17 protein-coding genes and 1 tRNA gene are annotated in these 18908 nt (G+C 69.8%); 10 read left to right on the top strand and 8 right to left on the bottom strand.

Features of this window, described 5'->3' with window-relative positions:
- Positions 1–53: 53 nt before the first annotated feature.
- Both C1746_RS06635 and C1746_RS06630 read right to left on the bottom strand, forming a co-directional pair.
- Positions 54–422, bottom strand: coding sequence for a response regulator transcription factor (locus C1746_RS06635; protein ID WP_116713856.1), 369 nt, complete (start codon positions 420–422; stop codon positions 54–56).
- Positions 419–2617: a CHASE domain-containing sensor histidine kinase gene (locus C1746_RS06630; protein ID WP_162867460.1), complete on the bottom strand. Its 2199-nt coding sequence runs from the start codon at positions 2615–2617 to the stop codon at positions 419–421. Before C1746_RS06630 ends, C1746_RS06635 begins: the two co-directional genes overlap by 4 nt.
- Positions 2618–2792: 175 nt before the next feature.
- Here C1746_RS06630 and C1746_RS06625 point away from each other — a divergent pair, with 175 nt between their 5' ends.
- Entirely contained in the window at positions 2793–3338 is a 546-nt protein-coding gene (locus C1746_RS06625) for a PaaI family thioesterase (protein ID WP_116713854.1), read from the top strand.
- A 19-nt stretch (positions 3339–3357) separates the two neighbouring features.
- Here C1746_RS06625 and C1746_RS06620 read toward each other — a convergent pair whose 3' ends face one another.
- The 3 genes from C1746_RS06620 to C1746_RS06610 all read right to left on the bottom strand — a co-directional run bounded on the left by C1746_RS06620 (position 3358) and on the right by C1746_RS06610 (position 5110).
- On the bottom strand, positions 3358–3705 hold the full coding sequence (locus C1746_RS06620) for a nuclear transport factor 2 family protein (RefSeq protein WP_116713853.1): 348 nt from the start codon (positions 3703–3705) through the stop codon (positions 3358–3360).
- Between the two features lie 76 nt (positions 3706–3781).
- Positions 3782–4279 (bottom strand): proteasome activator, encoded by a 498-nt coding sequence (locus C1746_RS06615; protein WP_116713852.1) that lies wholly within the window; start codon positions 4277–4279, stop codon positions 3782–3784.
- Between the two features lie 24 nt (positions 4280–4303).
- Positions 4304–5110, bottom strand: coding sequence for a tetratricopeptide repeat protein (locus C1746_RS06610; RefSeq protein ID WP_116713851.1), 807 nt, complete (start codon positions 5108–5110; stop codon positions 4304–4306).
- 47 nt (positions 5111–5157) lie between these two features.
- Between C1746_RS06610 and C1746_RS06605 the strand changes: the two genes are divergently transcribed.
- Entirely contained in the window at positions 5158–5622 is a 465-nt protein-coding gene (locus tag C1746_RS06605) for a PaaI family thioesterase (protein WP_205711744.1), read from the top strand.
- Between the two features lie 122 nt (positions 5623–5744).
- Here the strand turns inward: C1746_RS06605 and C1746_RS06600 are convergent, their stop codons facing one another.
- Positions 5745–6611: a PAC2 family protein gene (locus tag C1746_RS06600; RefSeq protein WP_162867459.1), complete on the bottom strand. Its 867-nt coding sequence runs from the start codon at positions 6609–6611 to the stop codon at positions 5745–5747.
- Positions 6612–6700: 89 nt separating this feature from the next.
- On the opposite strand from C1746_RS06600, the gene C1746_RS21940 reads away from it, so the two are divergent.
- From C1746_RS21940 to C1746_RS06590, 3 genes are all read left to right on the top strand, one after another.
- A tRNA-Sec gene (locus C1746_RS21940) sits at positions 6701–6794 on the top strand.
- An 84-nt stretch (positions 6795–6878) separates the two neighbouring features.
- A complete protein-coding gene (locus C1746_RS06595) occupies positions 6879–8450 on the top strand; it encodes a 4-coumarate--CoA ligase family protein (RefSeq protein ID WP_116713849.1) in 1572 nt (523 codons plus the stop codon).
- A gap of 54 nt (positions 8451–8504) precedes the next feature.
- The gene (locus tag C1746_RS06590) at positions 8505–11261 is read left to right on the top strand and encodes an efflux RND transporter permease subunit (RefSeq protein WP_116713848.1); all 2757 of its coding nucleotides are present in this window, start codon (positions 8505–8507) and stop codon (positions 11259–11261) included.
- Between the two features lie 40 nt (positions 11262–11301).
- Here the strand turns inward: C1746_RS06590 and C1746_RS06585 are convergent, their stop codons facing one another.
- Complete coding sequence (locus C1746_RS06585; RefSeq protein ID WP_205711743.1) at positions 11302–12366, bottom strand: Gfo/Idh/MocA family protein; 1065 nt, start codon at positions 12364–12366, stop codon at positions 11302–11304.
- A gap of 69 nt (positions 12367–12435) precedes the next feature.
- Between C1746_RS06585 and C1746_RS06580 the strand changes: the two genes are divergently transcribed.
- The 3 genes from C1746_RS06580 to C1746_RS06570 all read left to right on the top strand — a co-directional run bounded on the left by C1746_RS06580 (position 12436) and on the right by C1746_RS06570 (position 16206).
- A complete protein-coding gene (locus C1746_RS06580; protein ID WP_162867458.1) occupies positions 12436–13026 on the top strand; it encodes a thermonuclease family protein in 591 nt (196 codons plus the stop codon).
- Between the two features lie 104 nt (positions 13027–13130).
- The gene (locus tag C1746_RS06575) at positions 13131–14921 is read left to right on the top strand and encodes a TIGR00341 family protein (RefSeq protein WP_162867457.1); all 1791 of its coding nucleotides are present in this window, start codon (positions 13131–13133) and stop codon (positions 14919–14921) included.
- Position 14922: 1 nt separating this feature from the next.
- Positions 14923–16206 carry a hypothetical protein gene (locus tag C1746_RS06570; RefSeq protein ID WP_116713844.1) on the top strand — a complete coding sequence of 428 codons (1284 nt, stop codon included), beginning with the start codon at positions 14923–14925 and terminating at the stop codon, positions 16204–16206.
- 21 nt (positions 16207–16227) lie between these two features.
- Here C1746_RS06570 and C1746_RS06565 read toward each other — a convergent pair whose 3' ends face one another.
- Positions 16228–17025, bottom strand: coding sequence for an IclR family transcriptional regulator (locus C1746_RS06565; RefSeq protein WP_116713843.1), 798 nt, complete (start codon positions 17023–17025; stop codon positions 16228–16230).
- 126 nt (positions 17026–17151) lie between these two features.
- Here C1746_RS06565 and C1746_RS06560 point away from each other — a divergent pair, with 126 nt between their 5' ends.
- Positions 17152–17904, top strand: coding sequence for an MIP/aquaporin family protein (locus C1746_RS06560; RefSeq protein ID WP_116713842.1), 753 nt, complete (start codon positions 17152–17154; stop codon positions 17902–17904).
- Positions 17901–18902: a dihydroxyacetone kinase subunit DhaK gene (dhaK, locus tag C1746_RS06555; protein ID WP_116713841.1), complete on the top strand. Its 1002-nt coding sequence runs from the start codon at positions 17901–17903 to the stop codon at positions 18900–18902. Before C1746_RS06560 ends, dhaK begins: the two co-directional genes overlap by 4 nt.
- Positions 18903–18908 lie beyond the last annotated feature (6 nt).

Raw genomic sequence — 18908 nt, 5'->3', positions numbered from 1 at the left:
CGGCCCCCGAGAGGCAATTCGGCTGCCCTGTGGACAACCGTGGTGCGAGCGCGTCAGCCGGGGAACGCGAGGTGCTCCGGCAGCCCCAGGATGTCCTCCTTGGGCACCACGGCGGTGATGCCGAGGGCCTCGGCGGCCGCGGTCATCTCCGGGTCGACGTGCGCGGAGAGGAGGATGATGCGCTGCTCGGGGTCCTCGGCCAGGATCTCCTCAGCCACCTCGAGTCCGGTGCGGCCGGGCATGCGCTGGTCCAGGATGACGGCGTGGAGCCTCGGCGGTCGCGAGGTGCGCCACAGCTCCAGAGCCTCGTTGCCATCCTTGCCCTGACCGACGATGGTCACGCCGGCGCCGAGCAGGACGATGCTGACCAGTGCGCGCATGTCCTCGGTGTCATCGGCGATGAGGACGCGCCTGTCGCTCACACCGGCACCGTCCCGGGCTGGCCATCGGGCGCGTCGGTCGACATGCCGGCGTGGGTGCTCGCCAGCCGCACGACGAATCGTGCCCCACCCAGTTGGGAGTCCTCGAGCACCACGTCGCCGCCCATCCGGTGGGCCAGTTCGCGGACGACCCACAGGCCCACTCCGGTCCCGACGCTGGTGGCGGCAGCACCACCGGAGCCACGCTGATACCGCTCGAAGATCAGCTGCCGCTCGTCGGCGGGAACCCCCGGACCACTGTCGTCCACCGAGATCCGGACGCCGTCACGATCCGGTACGACCGCAACCTCGACATGGGTCCCCGGTGGTGTGTAGCGAGCGGCGTTGATCAACAGGTTCGACATGATCCGCGTGACCGCGGTGGGGTCGAGCGCGGCCGTCACCGATTGCCCGCTCACGGTGAGCTGGTGCTGGTCGAGGACCGGACGCATCGACTCGACGATGTCCTCGACCAGCGCGCAGGCGTCGACATCGGCCAGGTCGAGCACGAAGTCATCACGCTCGAGACGGGAGAACGCCACCAGGTCGTCGACCAGGCTGACCAACGTCTTGGCGTTCCGGACGATCCGATTGGCGGCTTGTCCGACGACCGGGTTGTCGTCCTTCGTCTGCTGGTTGAGGAGGCTCGAGAAGCCCAGGATGGCCGTGAGCGGCGTCTTCAGCTCGTGGGAGACCGTCGACAGCAACGCCCGCCGGGAGGCCGCCAGCTCCCGCTCGCGCTCGGCTGCCTGCCGCTCCCGGACGACGGCGCGTTCCATCAGGTCGAACGCCCGGATTCGTGCCGTGGCGTCGCGCACCGACACCAGGATCTGATCGTCGTCGAAGGCCACCGCGGTGACGTCGATCCCGGTGCCAGACGGGGAACGACCCTCGAACTCGACCCGGCCGTCGGTCATGTCGCGCAGCCGGTCCAACACCGGTCCCCGACCGGATGAGAGCAGCGCTTCGATGTTGGTATCGACGACCGGTTGCCCGTGGTAGGACAGCAGGCGGTCGGCTTCGTTGCTGGCGAACTGCACCGCGCCCTCGGCGTCGAGCAGCAGCAGCCCGTCGGGCGAGCTCGCGACCAGCGCGCCGAGGCGTTGCTCGGACGCCCGAACCTCCTCGGCTGCGACCTGCGCCTCGTCCAGGGCCCGTCGCTCCGACCGTCCGAGGATCAGGAACAGCCCCACGACGGCGAGGAGCGGGAGGAGCCGTGGCATCAGGATGCCCGCGTCCACGGCCGCCGGTCGAGGCTCAACCGCTGAGGCGACCAACATCCACTCCCGGCCCGGCGCATCGACGACCCGCTCGATCGCGGTGCGGCCGGCCGGATCGAAGGCGGGCAGCAGCATGGCCGCCGGCGCCACCCCCTGGGGCGTCAGATCGGCGGCTGCGGACTGGGACTGGGCTGCGGACTCGGCGACGTCGGCAGTCGTGACGTCGTACAGCGTGACCTCGATCCGCGGGTCGGCGATCACCGGCGCGATGAACTCAACGCTCCGGAGCACCACCGAGACCGATCCCCGATACGCAGCCTGCCGTTCGGCAACGGTCGCGGGCGTCCGCCCGCCCTCGTACACCGCGGCGTAGAGGATGACGGCTGCGCTGTCCGCCTCCTCCTGCACCAGGACGAGGGGCTCGGTCGAGATCACCTCCCCGGTGTCGCGGGCGGCGTCGAGTGCGGCCCGTCGCGAGGGATTGGAGGCCAGGTTGAAGCCCCAGGCCGCCGAGTTGGAGTTCGGGGCCACGTACACCACCGGGTCGGCGTCGACGTCCGTCACGGGCGGGAACACCTCGAACGTGGGGTTGCCGTCCGGGTTGATGCTGGTGTCGGTGCGGACGGTGGCTTCGAGCGCCGGGATGTCCTCCCGCAGGACCCGGGGTGACCAGCCGAGGGCCGTGACGCCCTCCAACGTCTCACTGTCGAAGAGCAACGAGGTGTAGGCGGCGAACTCATCCGCCTCCACCTCCTCCGAGGCGGCGAACAAGCCACGCAGGGCTTCAGCCTCCAGCACCCCGCGTTGGAGCCGAGCATCGACTCGTTGCGCCACGAGGTCGACCGCAGCCTCGATGTCCCGGTCGAACTCCTCCTGCTCGGCCCTGCTGGTGTTGACGGTCAGGATCGTCAGGACGACCACGATCACCACGAGAGCTGGAATCAGCGCGTTCCGGAGACCGCCTCGGGACTGAACCAACGCTCCTCGCTCCTTGTCTCTGGTCGACTGCTGGACCCCGCGGGCCTGCGGGGTATGGAGGGACACCTCCTAGATCGGTCAACGAGCGGCGCACTTGAGCGCTGTCGGGCCGTAGGATGCGTCCATCGACCCCCGACTGGCTGCCGCTGCCGCACTTCGCCGACTGAACCACGCGATGGTGGCCTTCGACGCCGACGAGGAGCTCTTGGAGCGAATCGCCCGTCAGGCCGATGCCACGTCAGAGCTGGTCGAGGCCTCGCCCCGGCGTCACCGCGACGTCTCCGTCCTCAAGAAGGAGCTGTGGCTGGACCCACCCGACGACGGCCAGCCGATGCGGCACTTCGAGGAGTGTGTGGTCAGTGGCCGGATCAACCCGATGGGCATCATGATGCGGGTCCATCGCGATGGCGGCGTGGCGGTCGGCCGGATCAACCTGGGCGCAGCCTTCGAGGGCGCCCCCGAGCGCGCCCACGGCGGCATCATCGCCGCGATCCTCGACGACATCATGGGCTACGTCCTGCTGCTGGAGCGGACGGCGGCCTTCACCGGCACGCTCACGGTGCGCTACGCCGCCGCCACACCGGTGCAGACCGAACTCGAGGCGCGGGCGTGGCTCGACCGGCGGGATGGCCGGAAGCTGCACCTGCTGTCCCGGCTCGAGTCCGGGGACGGGCAGCTGCTGGCGGAGGGGACGGGCCTGTTCATCGCCACCGCCGGCTGAGTGGGAGGCTGACCGAGCGTCAGAGGTAGTCCCGGTGGTAGGTGATGCCCTCGTCGCCGACCTCGATCCAGGAGGAGCGGGGCAGCGAGTTCCAGCGCCGGCCAGCGGCGGTGTAGGAGATGGCCCACTCGACGGCGACGAAGCTGCCGTCGCCGGACTCGAGCAGCCGCTTGGTCGTGACGTCGATGTTCTCCCGCGCCTGCATCCACGAGCTCAGGTAGGCGGCGATGAGCTTGTTGGTCTCGTGTGGCGGGTTGTGCGGCTCGAGCCAGACGGCGTCGGGTGCGTACATCGCGTCGACGGCCTCGACGTCGGTCTTCTCGAGGGCTGCACGGAGCAGCTCCCAGTGTTCGCGTGCGCGACCCATGTTGCGGTGACTCCTTGGCTTGCTGGTTCTGACGGCTGGTTGTGACTGGGGTGTGACTCTACGCCGTCCGGCGTCCTCAGAGGTAGTTGCCCGGCGAGGAGTCCCCGCCCGAGCGCTGATCCTGACCCGGCCCGGCCGGGCGACCCTGGGGCAGGCCGCGCTGCCGCATGGCCTCCAGCTGCTTCTGGGCCGCGGCCTGCTGGTTGAAGATCGCGGCCTGGATGCCCTGGAACAGGCCTTCCAGCCATCCGATGAGCTGCGCCTGAGCGATCAGGATCTCGCTCTGTGACGGCGCATCGGAGTCGAACTCGAAGGAGAACTGCGACAGCTCGTCCTGCAGATCGCTGGACAGGACGTCGCACAGCTCCGCCATGGCCCGCTCGTGGACCTGCCGGAGCATCGACCGGCCGCCCTCGTCGGCGTCCGCGCGCCTCGCCTCGCCCTGCACCTCGCGCAACATCACCGCGATGCGCATGAGCTTGCCGGGCTCGGTGATCATCGGCTCCGGGCTGTCCTCGCCCTCCGCTGCTGCCTCGGGCTCGTCGTCCTCGACTACTTCAACCTGTTCGACCATGGGGCCACACGATAACGGTCCAGGCTAGAACAGCGCGGCCGCGAGCCGTGGGCGGGCCGACTTGACCAGGTCGTGGTCGTTGCCGAGGACCGTGAAGACGTCCAGCAGCGCCGTTCGGGCGTCGTCCTTCGTGGCCGGCGTCCGAACCCCGTCCAGCAGCACCGCGATGGCGTCCTGGTGCTGGCCGCCAGCGGCAAGGGCACGACCGAGGGGAACCCGGGCGTCATCGTCGCCGGCGTCGACTGCGGCTTGGAGGGCATCGACGTCGGCGGTCCCTCCGGCGCCCAGGTCGAGCTCCGCGATGGCCTGCGCCACCTCCGGCGTCGGGCGGGCGCGGGCGAGGACGGCCCGGGCCTCGTCGGCGTTGCCGTCAGCGGCCAGGATCCCCGCCAGGCCGATCGCGGCCGCGGGGTGGTCGGCCTCGAGGTCGAGGGCCTCCTGGTAGACGGCTGCGGGGTCGGCGGCGGTCGGGGCGCTGGTCACGAGCTGGTCTGCGGGCGAGGGGCCGAGGGAGGCGAAGAAGTTCTCGATGACCGGCTCGGGTTGGACGCCGGTGAACTCGCTGGCCAGCCGACCGTCGACGAAGGCCTTGACGGCGGGGATGCCCTGGACCCGGTACTGCTGCGCGAGCGCCTGGTTGCTGTCGACGTCGACCTTGACCACGTCGACGGTGCCGGCGAACCGCTCGGCCATGGTCTCGAGCAGTGGGGAGAGTTGCCGACAGGGGCCACACCAGGCAGCCCAGAAGTCGACGACGACCGGACGGCTCTTCGAGGCCTCGATCACCTCGGTCTGGAAGGTCTGGCTGTCTACGTCGCGCACGGTGCTCATCGCTTGCCAGGGTATTCCGCGTGTCAGCGTCGGTTAGCCTGCCGGTCATGAGCGACATCACCGACGAGGACGGCAACCCGCTGCGCAACTACGCCCCCGAGATGAACGCCAGCCGTGGCGGGTTCGTCGAGGCGATGGGGATGGCGTTCACGCTGGCGACCCGGCTCAAGTGCGTCGCCCAACTCGAGATCACCGAGGCCCACCACCAGCCCTACGGGATCGTGCACGGCGGCGTGTACTGCGCCATCGCCGAGACCGTGGCCAGCATCGGCGGGGCCCTCGCCGCGCGAGAGCTGGGCGGACCCGATGCTGGAGCGGTGGGGCAGAGCAACCACACCGACTTCCTGCGGGCCACCCGGTCGGGAACGGTGACCGCGACGGCCACGCCGGTCCACCTCGGCCGGTCCGTCCAGCTGTGGAACGTCGACATGGCCGACGAGGAGGGTCAGCTGGTCGCCCAGTCGAAGGTCCGCCTCTTCAACGTCGGCGTGGGGCGCCTGGACGGCTCCTGACGCGACGGGTCCCGGTGCTCTCGGCGTGCCGGCTGCTGCTGTAGCTGGCTCGAGCCGGCCTGTGTGTTGACCAGGTCGCGCTGGCGTGACCGGAGTCACCCGCAGCGGGGCGAGGAACCGAACTACTCCTGGCGGTCGGAGAGGAAGCGCTCGATCTCTGCGGCCAGGTCGTCACCGGAGGGAACCTGTTCGGTGTCGCCGCCGCCGTCCAGGTGGGCTTCCAGGCGTTCGACCATCTCCGCGGCGTCGGAGTGCTCGGCGACGGCCTCGTCGACCTGGACGTTGTGTGCGGCGGCGGCCAGCTCGAGCTCCTCGGTGTCGACGGTGGTGCCGAAGGTGTCCTGGACCATCTCGACCAGAGCGAGGGCCGAGGCCGGGTGGGGGTTGGCGGAGATGTAGTGCGGCACCTCGGCCCAGAGTCCGATGGCGGGGATCTCGGCCGCGCCGAGGCGGTGGAGGAGCATGACCTGCGCGCCGACCGGACCGGTGTAGCCAGGGACCTTCTGGGCGGTGGGCACGATGTCGCCGGCTGCGATGTTGCGGGCCGAGACGATCTGGGTGGGGCGGGTGTGCGGGGCGGCGGCCGGGTAGGCACCGACGCTGATCACGGTCTCGACGCCGAGGTCGCGGGAGAGGCGGATGACGGTGTCGCAGAAGGCCTCCCACTTCATGTCCGGCTCGGGACCGAGGAGGAAGACCGCATCGTGTTCTGCCGCCTCGACCGGGGCGGCCAGGACCCGCAACTCGTCGAACTCGACGCGCTTGAGCAGGCCGCTGTCGATCACGGTCGTGGGCCGGCGGGCCCGGTAGTCGATGAAGGCATCGTGGTCGAAGGTCGCGATCGGCTTGGCGGCCCAGCGGTGGCGCAGGAACATGGCCGCGCTGGACCCGGCATCCCCGGCGTCGATGAACCCGTCGAGGGAGACGATCATGACGGGACGTCGAAGCGTCGGGATGTCTGCGGAGTAGTGGATCAGCGAGTGAGCCATATCAGCCAGGGTAGTCCCGTCCGCCATCGAGCAAACGTCAGCGACCTCGCGCTGACCACGCCCGGCGGGCTAGGCTCGGGCCCTCTCTGGGAGGCGTCTGGGTTCCTGGTGGTCCCCGCGGTCTTCAACACCGACGAGGGCGACATGGTCGTCCTGGCGGGTTCGATTCCCGTCCGCCTCCGCTTGCAACCTGGGTTTCTCGGGTAGACCAGCCGACGAGCCCGCGGTGCCTCCACCCGCACCGCTCCCCCACGTGCCGGAGAGACCATGAGCAGCCAGATCATCCACAAGAGCCCACTTCCCGACGTCGAGATCCCCGTCACCGCGTTGACCCCCTTCATCCTCGCCCGGGCCGACGAGCTCGGTGACAAGACCGCGCTGGTCGACGGACCCACCGGCCGGGAGGTCAGCTACAGCCAGCTGGCCAGCCAGATCAAGTCACTCGCCGGCGGACTGGTCGCCCGCGGGTTCGGCACGGGCGACGTGCTGGCGATCATGGCCCCCAACGTCCCCGAGTACGCCGTCGTGTTCCACGGCGTTGCGATGACCGGCGGGGCCATCACCACGATCAACCCGACGTACACCGCCGATGAGGTCGGCCACCAGCTGCAGAACTCCGGTGCCTCGATCATGGTCACGGTCGGCATGGTCGCCGAGACGGCCGCGGCTGCCGCGGCACAGGCCGGGATCACCGACGTCTACACGCTCGACCAGACCGAGGACTACCCGTCCCTGTCGGAGCTCATGGGCGAGCCGCTGGAGGAGCAGGTCGAGGTCACCCCGGAGGAAGACGTCGTGGTGATGCCCTACTCCTCCGGCACGACCGGCCTGTCCAAGGGCGTGATGCTCACCCATCAGAACCTGGTCGCCAACGTCGTGCAGTTCTCCGAGCCACAGGGCTTCACCGAGGACGAGGCGTTCGTCGCGGTCCTGCCGTTCTTCCACATCTACGGCATGCAGGTCCTCATGAACGCCGGCCTCAACGTCGGCGCGACGATCGTGACGATGCCGCGCTTCGACCTCGAGCAGTTCCTCTCGCTGAACGACCAGTACGAGTGCACGCGTGCCTACGTCGCCCCGCCCATCGTCGTCGCCCTGGCCAAGCACCCGCTCGTCGACCAGTTCGACCTGACCAACCTGCAGCAGATCTTCTCGGGCGCCGCCCCGCTGTCCGCCGAGGTCGGCGAGGAGGCGGGTGGCCGCCTGGGCTGCGAGGTCGTCCAGGGCTACGGCATGACCGAGCTCTCCCCCGTCAGCCACACGACCGTGCCCGGGGACTACAAGCCGGGCTCCGTCGGCGTGACCGTGCCGAACGCCGAGTCGATGATCGTCGACCCCTCATCGGGCGAGTCCCTCGGCGTCGACGAGCGTGGCGAGCTGTGGGTCCGGGGCCCCCTGGTGATGAAGGGGTACTTCGGCAACGAGTCCGCGACCGCCAGCACCATCGACGCCGACGGCTGGCTGCACACCGGCGACGTCGCCGTGATCGACTCCGACGGGCACGTCTACATCGTCGACCGGCTGAAGGAGCTGATCAAGTACAAGGGCTTCCAGGTCCCGCCGGCGGAGCTGGAGGCGCTGTTGCTGACCCACCCGGCCGTCGCCGACGCTGCGGTGATCGGCCTGCAGGACGACGAGGCCGGTGAGCTGCCGGTCGGCTACGTCGTGCTGAAGGACGGCGAGGAGGCGAGCGAAGACGACATCAAGGCCTTCGTCGCCGAGGAGGTCGCCACCTACAAGCAGCTGCACCGGATCACGTTCATGGACGAGATCCCGAAGTCGGCGTCCGGCAAGATCCTGCGGCGGGTCCTCCGCGACGAGGCCGAGCCGATCTCCTGAGACCTAGGGGATTCCCCGGATGCAGGATCCGGCGATGGCAGCGACCATCGCCGGGTGAGCATCCAAACCCCTCCAGACGCCGATCGTCCATCCCCGGCCGAGGAGGAGGCACCGTCGGCGGCACCGCCCCCGGACTCCGGCCGGTCGACCATCGCCGACATCGCGACCGGGGCCAGCCGACGATGGGCGCTCACCGTCGCGCTGCTGGTCGCGGTCCTGGCGTCGGGCCTCTACGCCTTCTTCGTGGGCCTGGACCGGCAGGGCTTCCCGCCGGTCGACACGCCCATCTCGTTCGTCACCGGCGCCTACTTCGTCGGTGACCCGGAGCAGGTCGATGCTGACGTGGCTGCCCCACTCGAGGAGGTCCTGGGCGAGGTCGACGGGGTGTCGAGCACGACCACGCAGTCCCAGCCCAACACCTTCGCCGTCATCGTCGAGTTCGAGGACGGCGTGTCCTCCGAGGAGGGCACTGAGCGCCTGATCGCGGCGGGGGCGGAGGTCCCCGACGCCGCACAGGTCGAGTACCGGTCGGTCTCTGCTGCGAGCTTCGTCGGTGAGTACGACCTGCTGGTCTCACTGGTCGGGCCCGACGGCGTGAGCCCGGAGGACCTGCAGGCCCGGGCGGAGGGTCTGGCCGACGCCTTGGCCTCGATCGACGCCGTCGACGCCGCCGAGGTCCGGGACCTGATCAGCGAGGTGGTCGATCCGGCCACGGGCGAGCAGGTCGAGCGGCTGACGCGCTACACGCGTGTTGCGCTGGATGATGCGGGCTATCAGGCGGCCATCGCCGTCGGGCTGACGCAGGCCGAGGACTCTGACCTGGACGTGCTGGAGTTCTCCAACGCGGTCCAGGCGCAGCTCGACGACACCGCGTTGGACGAGGGCTACGAGGCCGCGATCACCGCCGACTTCGCGATCAGCGTCCGGCAGCAGCTGGACTCCCTCTCCTCCAACCTCCGGACCGGTCTGATCGCCGTCGCACTGGTCAGCCTGCTGCTGATCGGCTGGCGTGCCGCGGTCATGACTGCCGGCTTCATGGCCACCGTCATGATCGCGGCGCTGGCACTGCTGTGGTCCATCGGCTTCTCGCTCAACACCATCACCCTGTTCGGCCTGATCCTGACGTTGGGGCTGCTGGTCGACGACGCCATCGTCATCTCCGAGTCGATCGACGCGAACCGGGAGGAACCCGACCCGCGCGAGGACGACGAGCGGCTGGGCGTCATCCGCACCGCCCTGGCCCGCGTCGGCTCCGCGTCGCTGGCCGGCACCCTCACGACCGTCGTGGTGTTCTCACCCCTGCTCTTCGTCAGCGGGATCATCGGCGAGTTCGTCAGCCCGATCCCGACCACGGTGATCATGACGCTGCTGGCGTCCTTCCTCTTCTCCATCCTGTTCATCCCCGTCGCGGCCCGTGCGTTCCTGCTTCGTGGCACGGCAGGCCGCAACCCGATCGTGCTGGCGCTGCGGGCCATGGCCAAGGCGGCGGGTCGGCTGGCCGCCTACCCCTCCGGCAACGGCTGGAAGGGCTGGCTGGTCGGCCTCGGGCTGGCCGGCTTCGCGTTCATCGCCATCGGCGCCGGTGGGGCCCTTGCGGGGAACCTGGGATTCTCGATCTTCCCGACGGGCAAGGACTCGGTCGGGCTCACGATCAACGCCGAGTTCCCGCCCGGCACGACCATCGAGCAGTCACAGACGATCGCCGACCAGATCGACGGCGTCGTCGTCGACACGCTGGGTGCGGAGCTGGTGCGCTCGCAGTACGTCCGTGGCAACGAGCGCGTGATCGAGACGTTCATCGACCTGACGCCGATCGGCAGCCGGGAGACCACGGCTCCGGAGTACGTCGCCGAGATCGAGGAGGGGATCGCCGACATCCAGGGCGCCCGGATCACGGTCGCGCAGACCGAGAACGGCCCGCCGCTGGAGGAGTTCCCGTTCGCCGCCCAGATCGAGGTCACCAGCGAGACGGCCGAGGCCGGACAGGAGCTGGTCCAGGACATCCGCGACGACCTCGTCGGGACCGAGTTCGCGGTCGGCGAGGAGACCGTCACGATCACCGACGCGATCGTCTCGACCGACGGGCAGGTGTTCCGGGCCGATGGGGAGCGGTACGTGGAGGTGCGGGCGGCCTACGACGACCCGAGTTCGCTCACGGCCCTGGTGACCGACACCCAGGAGCTGGTGGAGGACCGCTTCGGGTCCGAGCTGGCCGACCGCGGACTGCCCCAGGAGGCGCTGGGGTTCGACTTCGGTCTGGAGTCCGACAACCAGGAGGACTTCGCGGGGCTGGCCCTGGCCGGTCAGATCGCGCTGGTGCTGATGCTGGTGCTGATCGCCGCGCAGTTCCGCTCGATCGCGCAGTCGCTCCTGATCTTCCTGGCCATCCCGTTCAGCTTCCTGGGTGTGTTCAGCCTGCTGACGATCACTGACAACCCCCTCTCGTTCCTGGTGACGGTTGGGTTCATCGCGCTGATCGGTGTGGCGGTGAACAACACGATCCTGCTGGTGGAGGCGGCCAACCGGGCTCGCCGTGGTGGCGCCACGGCAGGTGAGGCCATTCGCGAGGCCGTCGAGCGGCGCTTCCGCCCGCTGATCGCCACGACGATCACCACCGTCGTGGGGCTGCTGCCGCTGTCGCTGTCGGACCCCTTCTGGGAGTCGCTGGGCTTCACGCTGATCGGCGGTCTGATCAGCTCGACCCTGCTGGTGCTGGTCAGCTTCCCGGTGTTCTACCTGGCGCTGGAGGCGATGCGGACTCCAGTGCGGAACTGGTGGCGCCGCAAGCGCGGCCGTCCGCTGCTGACCTAGTCGGCGGGGCTGATCCCCAGAAACTGGGGGTACGGGCCGCTCAGATGGGCGAGGGGTCCTCGTCGTGGTACACGCCGAGCGAGTGCAGCGCCTGCTCCAGCACCCCCATGACCGCGACGGTGTCCTGTAGCGGCATGACCGGGCTCTGGGTTCGGCCTTCGGCCAGGCAGCGGTGCACCTCGTCCAACTCGTGGCTGTACCCCGTCCCGGTCGCGGGCAGGACGATCTCCTCCGTCTCATCCGTCGACCACCCCTCGGTCGCCCGGTGCAGCAGGATGCGGTCGGGGTGGTGGAAGCGCGGCGGCACCTCGAGCCAGCCGAGGGTCCCGAAGATCGCCGCACGGCCGGGCAGCGGTGAGAGCAGCGAGGTGGTGGCGGTCCCCTGCCGGCCGTCCGGCGCCTCCCACAGGAGCGTGGCCTCGGCGTCCAGGTCGTTCGGCCCCAGCGTGCCGGAGGTCTCCAGTCGTGCCGGGCGGCCACCCAGGATCATCTGCACCCACGCCACGGGGTAGACGCCGAGGTCGAGGAGCGTCCCGCCGCCCTGGGCGGGATCCCACAGCCGGTGGGTGGGGTCGAAGTCGACCTGCAGGCCAAGATCGGCCTGCACGTTGCGGACCTCGCCGATGGCGCCGTCGGCGATCAGTTCCCGCAGCCGGACCACGGCGGGTTGGAACCGGGTCCACATGGCCTCCATCACGAAGACACCACGCTCCCGGGCGGCTTCCGCCACTTCGATGGTGCCAGCGAGGGTGCAGGTGAAGGCCTTCTCGACCAGCAGGTGCTTGCCCGCCTCGATGGCCGCCAGCGCGATCCCGTGGTGCTGCCGGTGCGGCGTCGCGATGTACACGACCTCGACGTCGTCGTCGGCCAACAGGTCGGCGTAGGACCCGTAGGCCACCTGCGCGCCATGCCGGGCTGCGAAGTCCTTCGCCCGGTCCAGGCTGCGGGAGGCGGCCGCGTGCAATGTCCCCTCCTCCAGCAGGGCGAGGTCGCCGATCACCCCGTCGGCGATGTTGCCGGGTCCGATCACCCCCCAGCGGATCGGGTCGGCGGTCAGGTCACGTCCAGCAGCCGTGTGTCCAGAAGCCATGCGTCCAGGAGCCATGGCGGCACGATAGCCCCACAGGGCCCGCTTCGGGGCAGACTTGGGCGGCGGGATGACGGCGGCAGTGCAATGAGGACGACGACACGTGTGCGGACCGCAGCGCTGTTCTGCGCAGTGCTGCTGCTCGGCGGCTGCACCCTCTTCGGAGGACCATCGGACGACCCGACCGTGGGCCGCACCGACTCGGTCTCGCCACCGCCGACGATTCCCCGGCCCGAGCCCGTGCCACAGGCCGAGACCCCCGCACCACCGGAGCTCGACACCACGTTCCCGCTCGTGGTGCAGCGCCGGATCGACGGCGACTCGTTCGTCGGCTCGGACGACGTCGAGTACCGCGTCGGGATGATCAACACGCCGGAGGCCGACGAGTGCGGCGGGGTCGAGGCCGCAGCGGCCACCAACGCCCTCCTGGCCGAGGGCTTCCGCGCGGAGACCTACACGCGCGACCGGTTCGAGCGCGCGGTCAGTCAGATCCTCACCCCCAGTGGTGACCTCGGCGTGATCCTGGCGGAGCGGGGTCTGGCCGACGACCGGTTCCTGGACGCCTTCGCCGTCGAGAACCCGCCGTACGCCGCCGACCTGGCCGACGCCTTCGAGCGGGCGCGCAGCAGCCAGGTCGGGCTCTGGGCGACCTGCTGGATCGATGGGCTGCCGGAGTAGGGCACGATCGTGCCGAAACCCACGAATGTGCGGGTCAGGCCCCGATCGTGACCAACCGGGCACCCACAACGGCCCAACCCCCCAACCCACGTAGCATGAACCCGATGGAGCGGACGCCAGCAGACGTGCCCGTGCCGGCGACCGTCGTCGTCCCCCTGGCGAACCCGGACACCGCACCCGGTCTGCTGCGCCTGGCCGCCGCCGTCACCCGCGAGAGGGGTCGTGTCCTCGGTCTGTCGATCCTGCTGGAGGACAAGGGCCGGGATGCCGAACACGAGCGGATGGAGCGGTTGGAGAAGGCCTGCGCTGCCGCCTCCAACATGCGCCCGGACGTCGAGGTCGACCTCGTGGTCGCGCGTGCCGCCACCGTCACCCGTGGTGTCCTCGACACCGTGGCGGAGGAGGGGGCGGACGCCGTGGTCCTCGGCATCGGCCGCGTGACCGACGAGACGGGGCTCGGAGAGATCACCACCAGCATCCTGGATGCCGCACCGTGCGACGTCCTGCTCTACCGCACCGGTCAGACCACGCCCCTGCGCAAGTCCAAGCGCGTGGTCGCGGCCGTCAGCCCCCATGATCGGGACCGCCGCACCGCTCACCTCGCGCTGCTGGTGGCGGGCGCACTGGGCGTGGAGACGCGGGCCGTGACCGTGGTCGACTACGAGCACACCATCGCCCAGGCCAGCGTCCGCCTCGGGCAACAACTCGACGGTCTGCCCGGAGGCGACGACTGCGACCGTCGGCTGGTGCACGGCAATCAACCGGCGCAGGCCCTGCTCCGGCAAGCAGCCGACACCGAGCTGCTGGTCCTGGGCAGCGCCCGCACCAAGGGCCAGGTCCACGAGGAGACGATCAGGACCGTTCTCGACGGCTTCGACGGACCGCTGCTGATCAACGCACCGCACGCGCGCGACCGCGGGGTCTTCGATGGCCGATTCCGTCGGATCCGACCGCGCCTGACCGAACCCGAGCAGGATGAGCTGGTGTGGCAGGCCGAGCGTCTGGCCAAGACCTCACCCGACTACCTGGTGCTCTCGCTGGTGTCCGCGCTGATCGCCTCACTCGGCCTGCTCCTCAACTCCACCGCCGTGATCATCGGCGCCATGCTGGTCGCCCCGCTGATGACGCCGCTCGTCGCCCTCGGCGTCGGTGTGACGGCTGGGCGGGTCGGCATCGCCCGTCAGAGTCTGGCCACCGTCCTCAACGGCACCGGCATGATCCTGGTTGCCTCCTTCGTGCTCGGTCTGCTCATCCAGCCGGATGCCCCCACCTCCGAGATGACGTCACGCAGTGCCCCGACCCTGCTCGATGCCGGCATCGCCCTGGCATCGGGCATCGCCGGTGGGTACGCCACCGCCCGCCGAGACATCCCGGCCGCCTTGGCGGGGGTTGCCATCGCCGCAGCCCTCGTCCCGCCGCTGTGCGTCGTCGGCCTGGCCGCCGGGATCGGCCAGGCGCAGCTGGCCCTGGGTGCCCTGCTGCTGTTCACCACCAACATCGTCTGCATCGCAGCTGTCAGCTGCCTGGTGTTCGCCTGGCTGGGGCTGCGGATCCAGCGCCACCGACGGGTGGAGTCGCGCAGCGGCTGGGCGGTCGGCATGATCGCGGCCGTCGCCGGGCTGCTGGTCGCCATCGTCGTCCTCAACGCCGACCAGACGGGCTTCGACCGCCGTCGCATCATCAGCTCCATCGAGGAGACCATCCCGGGCATCAGCGTCCAGCAGGTGGAGACCAGCGGGATCTCTCCCGTCGAGGTGACCGCCACGGTGACAGCCGACAGCGACCCGACGCCTGCGGATGCGACCGTGATCGAAGGGGCCGTCGCCGAGGCGATCGGGTCACCGGTCGACCTCCGGCTGATCGTGCTGCCGGTCGTGACGCCCGACGGGGAGTGACATGCCGACACCCAACCCGTCGGTGACACTCGCCCATGCCCTGCCGCAGAGCATCGGCGCGGTGCCCCTCACCGTCGTCCTGACGGTGTTGACGGGGCTGTTCCTGGCTGCCAGCGCGGCCAGCACCCGGCGAGTGACCGCATCCCTCGGCGCCGAGGGCTCGGCCGCCCGGGCCTCGACACCCGCCGCCAGCACCACCGACCCGGCCTCCCGCCCCGTCCTGCGCACGGAAGCGGGAACCGTGGGGCAGGTGCTGGGCCTGGCCGGGCTCATCCTGCTCGCGGTCCTCACCACGTTCGGCTCGGCGGACCCGGCCGAGAACCTGACCGACCTGGTCGCGATGACCCTGCTCTGGGGGTTCGTCGCGATCACCAGCATCGTGGTCGGACCGTGGTGGCACCGGGCGGACCCGATGCGGCTGCTCGGTCGCGGGGCGGACCTGGCGCTGGCGGTGGACGACGACGTGGCGCGGCCGGCGCTGTCCGAGCGAGTCGCCGACGGAGCGGCCGTCGCCCTCCTCGTCGCCTGGGCCGGGATCCAACTGCTGGTCAACGCCTCCGTCTTCGTCTTCCAGCTGATCCTGATCGCCTACGTGGTGGTCCACGTCGCAGGGACCTCCCGATTCGGACCGATCTGGCTGACCCGCACCGAGAGCCTCACGGTCCTCTCCACCACGATGGGGCTGCTGCGGCCCCGCGACGGGGGTCCGGTGTCCCGACTGACGGCGCTGGCGGACACCACCCGAGTGCGGCTGGTCTGCGCCGTGCTGATCGGCTGGTCCCTCACCGACCTGGTGCTCGAGACCGAGTGGTGGCACGAGCTGGCGATCGTCGGCGGGTTCGCCACCTCGCTCGGCCTGATGCTGCTCATCGTCACCATCGCCGCCCTCTACGGGCTGATCGTGGGGACCAGCAGCAGGGTCAGCGTCGGGCCTGCCTTCGTCGCTGTGGCCGGCGGGTGGGTCGTGGCCCACTACCTCTCGATCCTGCTGATCGACGGCCAAGGACTGTTCATCTGGTTGTCCGATCCGCTGGCCACCGGCGCGAACTACCTCGGCCTGGCCGGGGAGCGGGTCGACCCCGAACCGATCCCACTCGATCTGCTGGCGGCCATCCAGTCGATCCCGTTCGCGCTCGGGCACCTCGGTGCCGTCGTCGTGATCCAGCGTCGCGCCGCCCGGGTGGTCACCGACGTCCGCCAGCTGGGGCCGGCCACCTTCTTCGCCCGGGCCGTCGTTGCGCTCCTGCTGTTGGGTGGCATCTACCTTCAACTCGGGGGTCTGTGACGCCCAGATCGAGCTGCGCACTCACCCTGACGCACCGTCGTCCACGGGCGGTGGCCACCGACTGGCGCCCAACTCGCGGGAGATGCCCCGCGCCGCCTCGCGGAGGTCATCGATCACCTCGTCGAGCTGGGGCCGATCAGGCCACTGGCTCTCCGGGATCACGACGGCCAGCGCCGCCACGACCTGGTCGCGGCGATCGACCAGCGGGACCGCCATGCCGGAGTCGCCGATGACGGACTCCTCACGCTCGAAGGCCAGGCCCGTCTGCTGCACCTTGTCCAGCTCGGCGCGCAGCTCGCCCGGGTCGGTGACCGTGGTGTTGGTCAAGCGCCGAAGGGGTTCGGCCTCCCGCCCAGGGTCCGCAGGGTCCGCCTCGACCCGCGCCACGTCATAGGCCATCAGCACCTTGCCCATGGCGCAGGCGTGGGCCGGAATCGAGATCCCCGTCTCGGCCATCTGCTGGCTGCCGTCGGAGCGTGTCGCGTGGTGGACCACCATCACATCGTCGAACAACTCGACCCCGACCCGGATGGCATGACCGGTACGGCGTGACAACTCATCGACCCAGCGGAGCGATCGGAGCCGGACCTCGTGGGTGTCCAGGAACACGTTCGACAGTCGCAGCAGGGCCGGGCCCAGCATGTACCACGATCCCCCCGGCTCCTTGGCCACCAACCCGTGCATCGCCAGTGACTTGACGATCCCGTGCACGGTGGATGGCGGCAGATTCAACCGCTCACCGATCTCGGTGATGCCCAGCCGACGCGCACCGGCCAGGGACTGCAGCACCTGCGCCGCGCGGTCGATGGACTGGATCACTGCGCGCTCCTGCCGGGTCGGGACGCCAAGCCAAGTTTCCTCTTGACGAACCACAGCATGACATCCTAGATTCACGATTGCCATTCGATAATGTCGAAAGTTGTTCAGAAAGAAGGAGTCGAAGCAATGGACGAGTACCGACTGTGGCAGAAGCTGACAGCGGAGGTGTTGGGCACCGCCTTCCTGGTCTTCGTGGGGGTCGGATCGGTGCCGGCAACCCTGATCGTGGGGGGTGACGCGGCCTTCACGATGTCCGAGCTCGGCATGATCTCCTTGGCGTTCGGCACCATCGTGGTCGCCACCGTGTACGCCTTCGGGCACATCTCCGGCAACCACATCAACCCGGCCGTCACCCTGGGCCTGGCGATCACGGGCAAGTTCCCGTGGCGGAGTGTCCCCAGCTACCTCGGCGCACAGGTGCTGGGCGCGGTCATCGGCTCGTTGGCCATCATCGGCGTGCTGGGGATGGAGGCGGTCGATCTCGGCCTCGGCGTCGCCAGCTATGGCGACATCCCCGCCATCCAGGCCTTCACCGCGGAGTTCGTCGGCACCTTCATCCTCGTCCTGGTCGTGTTCGGCGCCATCCACGCCAAGGCACCTGCTGGGTTCGCAGGCCTCGCGATCGGGTTGGTCGTGTTCGCGGCCATCATCCCGGTGGCGCCGGCCACCGGTGCCGCGATCAACCCGGCACGGACCACCGGCCCGATGATCATCCAGAGCCTCTTCGGTGATGGGGTGATGTGGGAGCAGTGGCCCGTCTACGTGGCGGCCGAGTGCTTGGCCGGCGTCATGGCTGGAATCATCTACGTGGCGATCTCGACCACATCCGCCGACACCGCCTCCGAGGCCATGACCGACGCGAAGGAGCAGGCAGCATGAAGAAGCTCATCAACGACCCCGAGCAGGTCGTAGCCGACGCCCTCAAGGGTGTGGAGGCCGCGCATCCCGATCTGGCCGTCGATCACGAGCACAAGGTGATCCACCGAGCCGACGCACCCCGTGAGGGGAAGGTGGGACTGGTCTCCGGCGGCGGCTCCGGCCACGAGCCGCTCCACGGCGGCTTCGTCGGACCGGGCATGCTCGACGCCGCCTGCGCCGGAGAGGTCTTCACCTCCCCGACGCCGGACCAGATGGTCGCCGCCACCAAGCTGGTCGACGGCGGCGCCGGCGTGCTCCACATCGTCAAGAACTACACCGGCGACGTCATGAACTTCGAGATGGCCGCCGAACTCGCGGCCGCGGACGGGGACATCGAGGTCGTGGCGGTGGTGACCGATGACGACGTCGCCGTCCAGGACAGCCTCTACACCGCGGGTCGTCGCGGGGTGGGGGTGACCGTCCTGCTCGAGAAGATCGTCGGCGCCGCGGCAGAGGAGGGACAGGACCTCCAGTCGGTTGCCGACCTGGCACGGCGTGTCAACGCGGCGGGCCGGTCCATGGGGATGGCCCTGACCTCGTGCGTCGTCCCCGCAGCAGGCGAGCCGACCTTCGATCTCCCCGAGGACGAGATGGAGATCGGCATCGGGATCCACGGCGAGCCCGGCCGGCGGCGGGTACCCGTCGCGCCCGCCAGCGCGATCGCAGCCGAGCTCCTCGACCCCGTCGTCGAGGACCTGCCACTCACGGGCGGGGACCGCGTCATCGCCATGCTCAACGGGATGGGCGGCACGCCACTGCTGGAGCTCTACCTCATGTACGGCGAGATCGCGGCACTGCTCGACGCCCGGGACATCGCCGTGGAGCGGTCGTTGGTGGGCAACTACATCACCTCCTTGGAGATGGCCGGGTGCTCGCTCACACTCCTGAAGGTGGACGACGAGATGCTGCGCCTGTGGGACGCACCGGTGAACACACCGGGTCTGCGGTGGGGGGTGTAGGCAGCG

Source organism: Euzebya tangerina (genome assembly GCF_003074135.1).
Classification (GTDB): Bacteria; Actinomycetota; Nitriliruptoria; order Euzebyales; family Euzebyaceae; genus Euzebya; species Euzebya tangerina.
The sequence above is the reverse complement of the archived record's forward strand: the minus strand, read 5'-3'. Positions and strand labels throughout refer to the sequence as shown.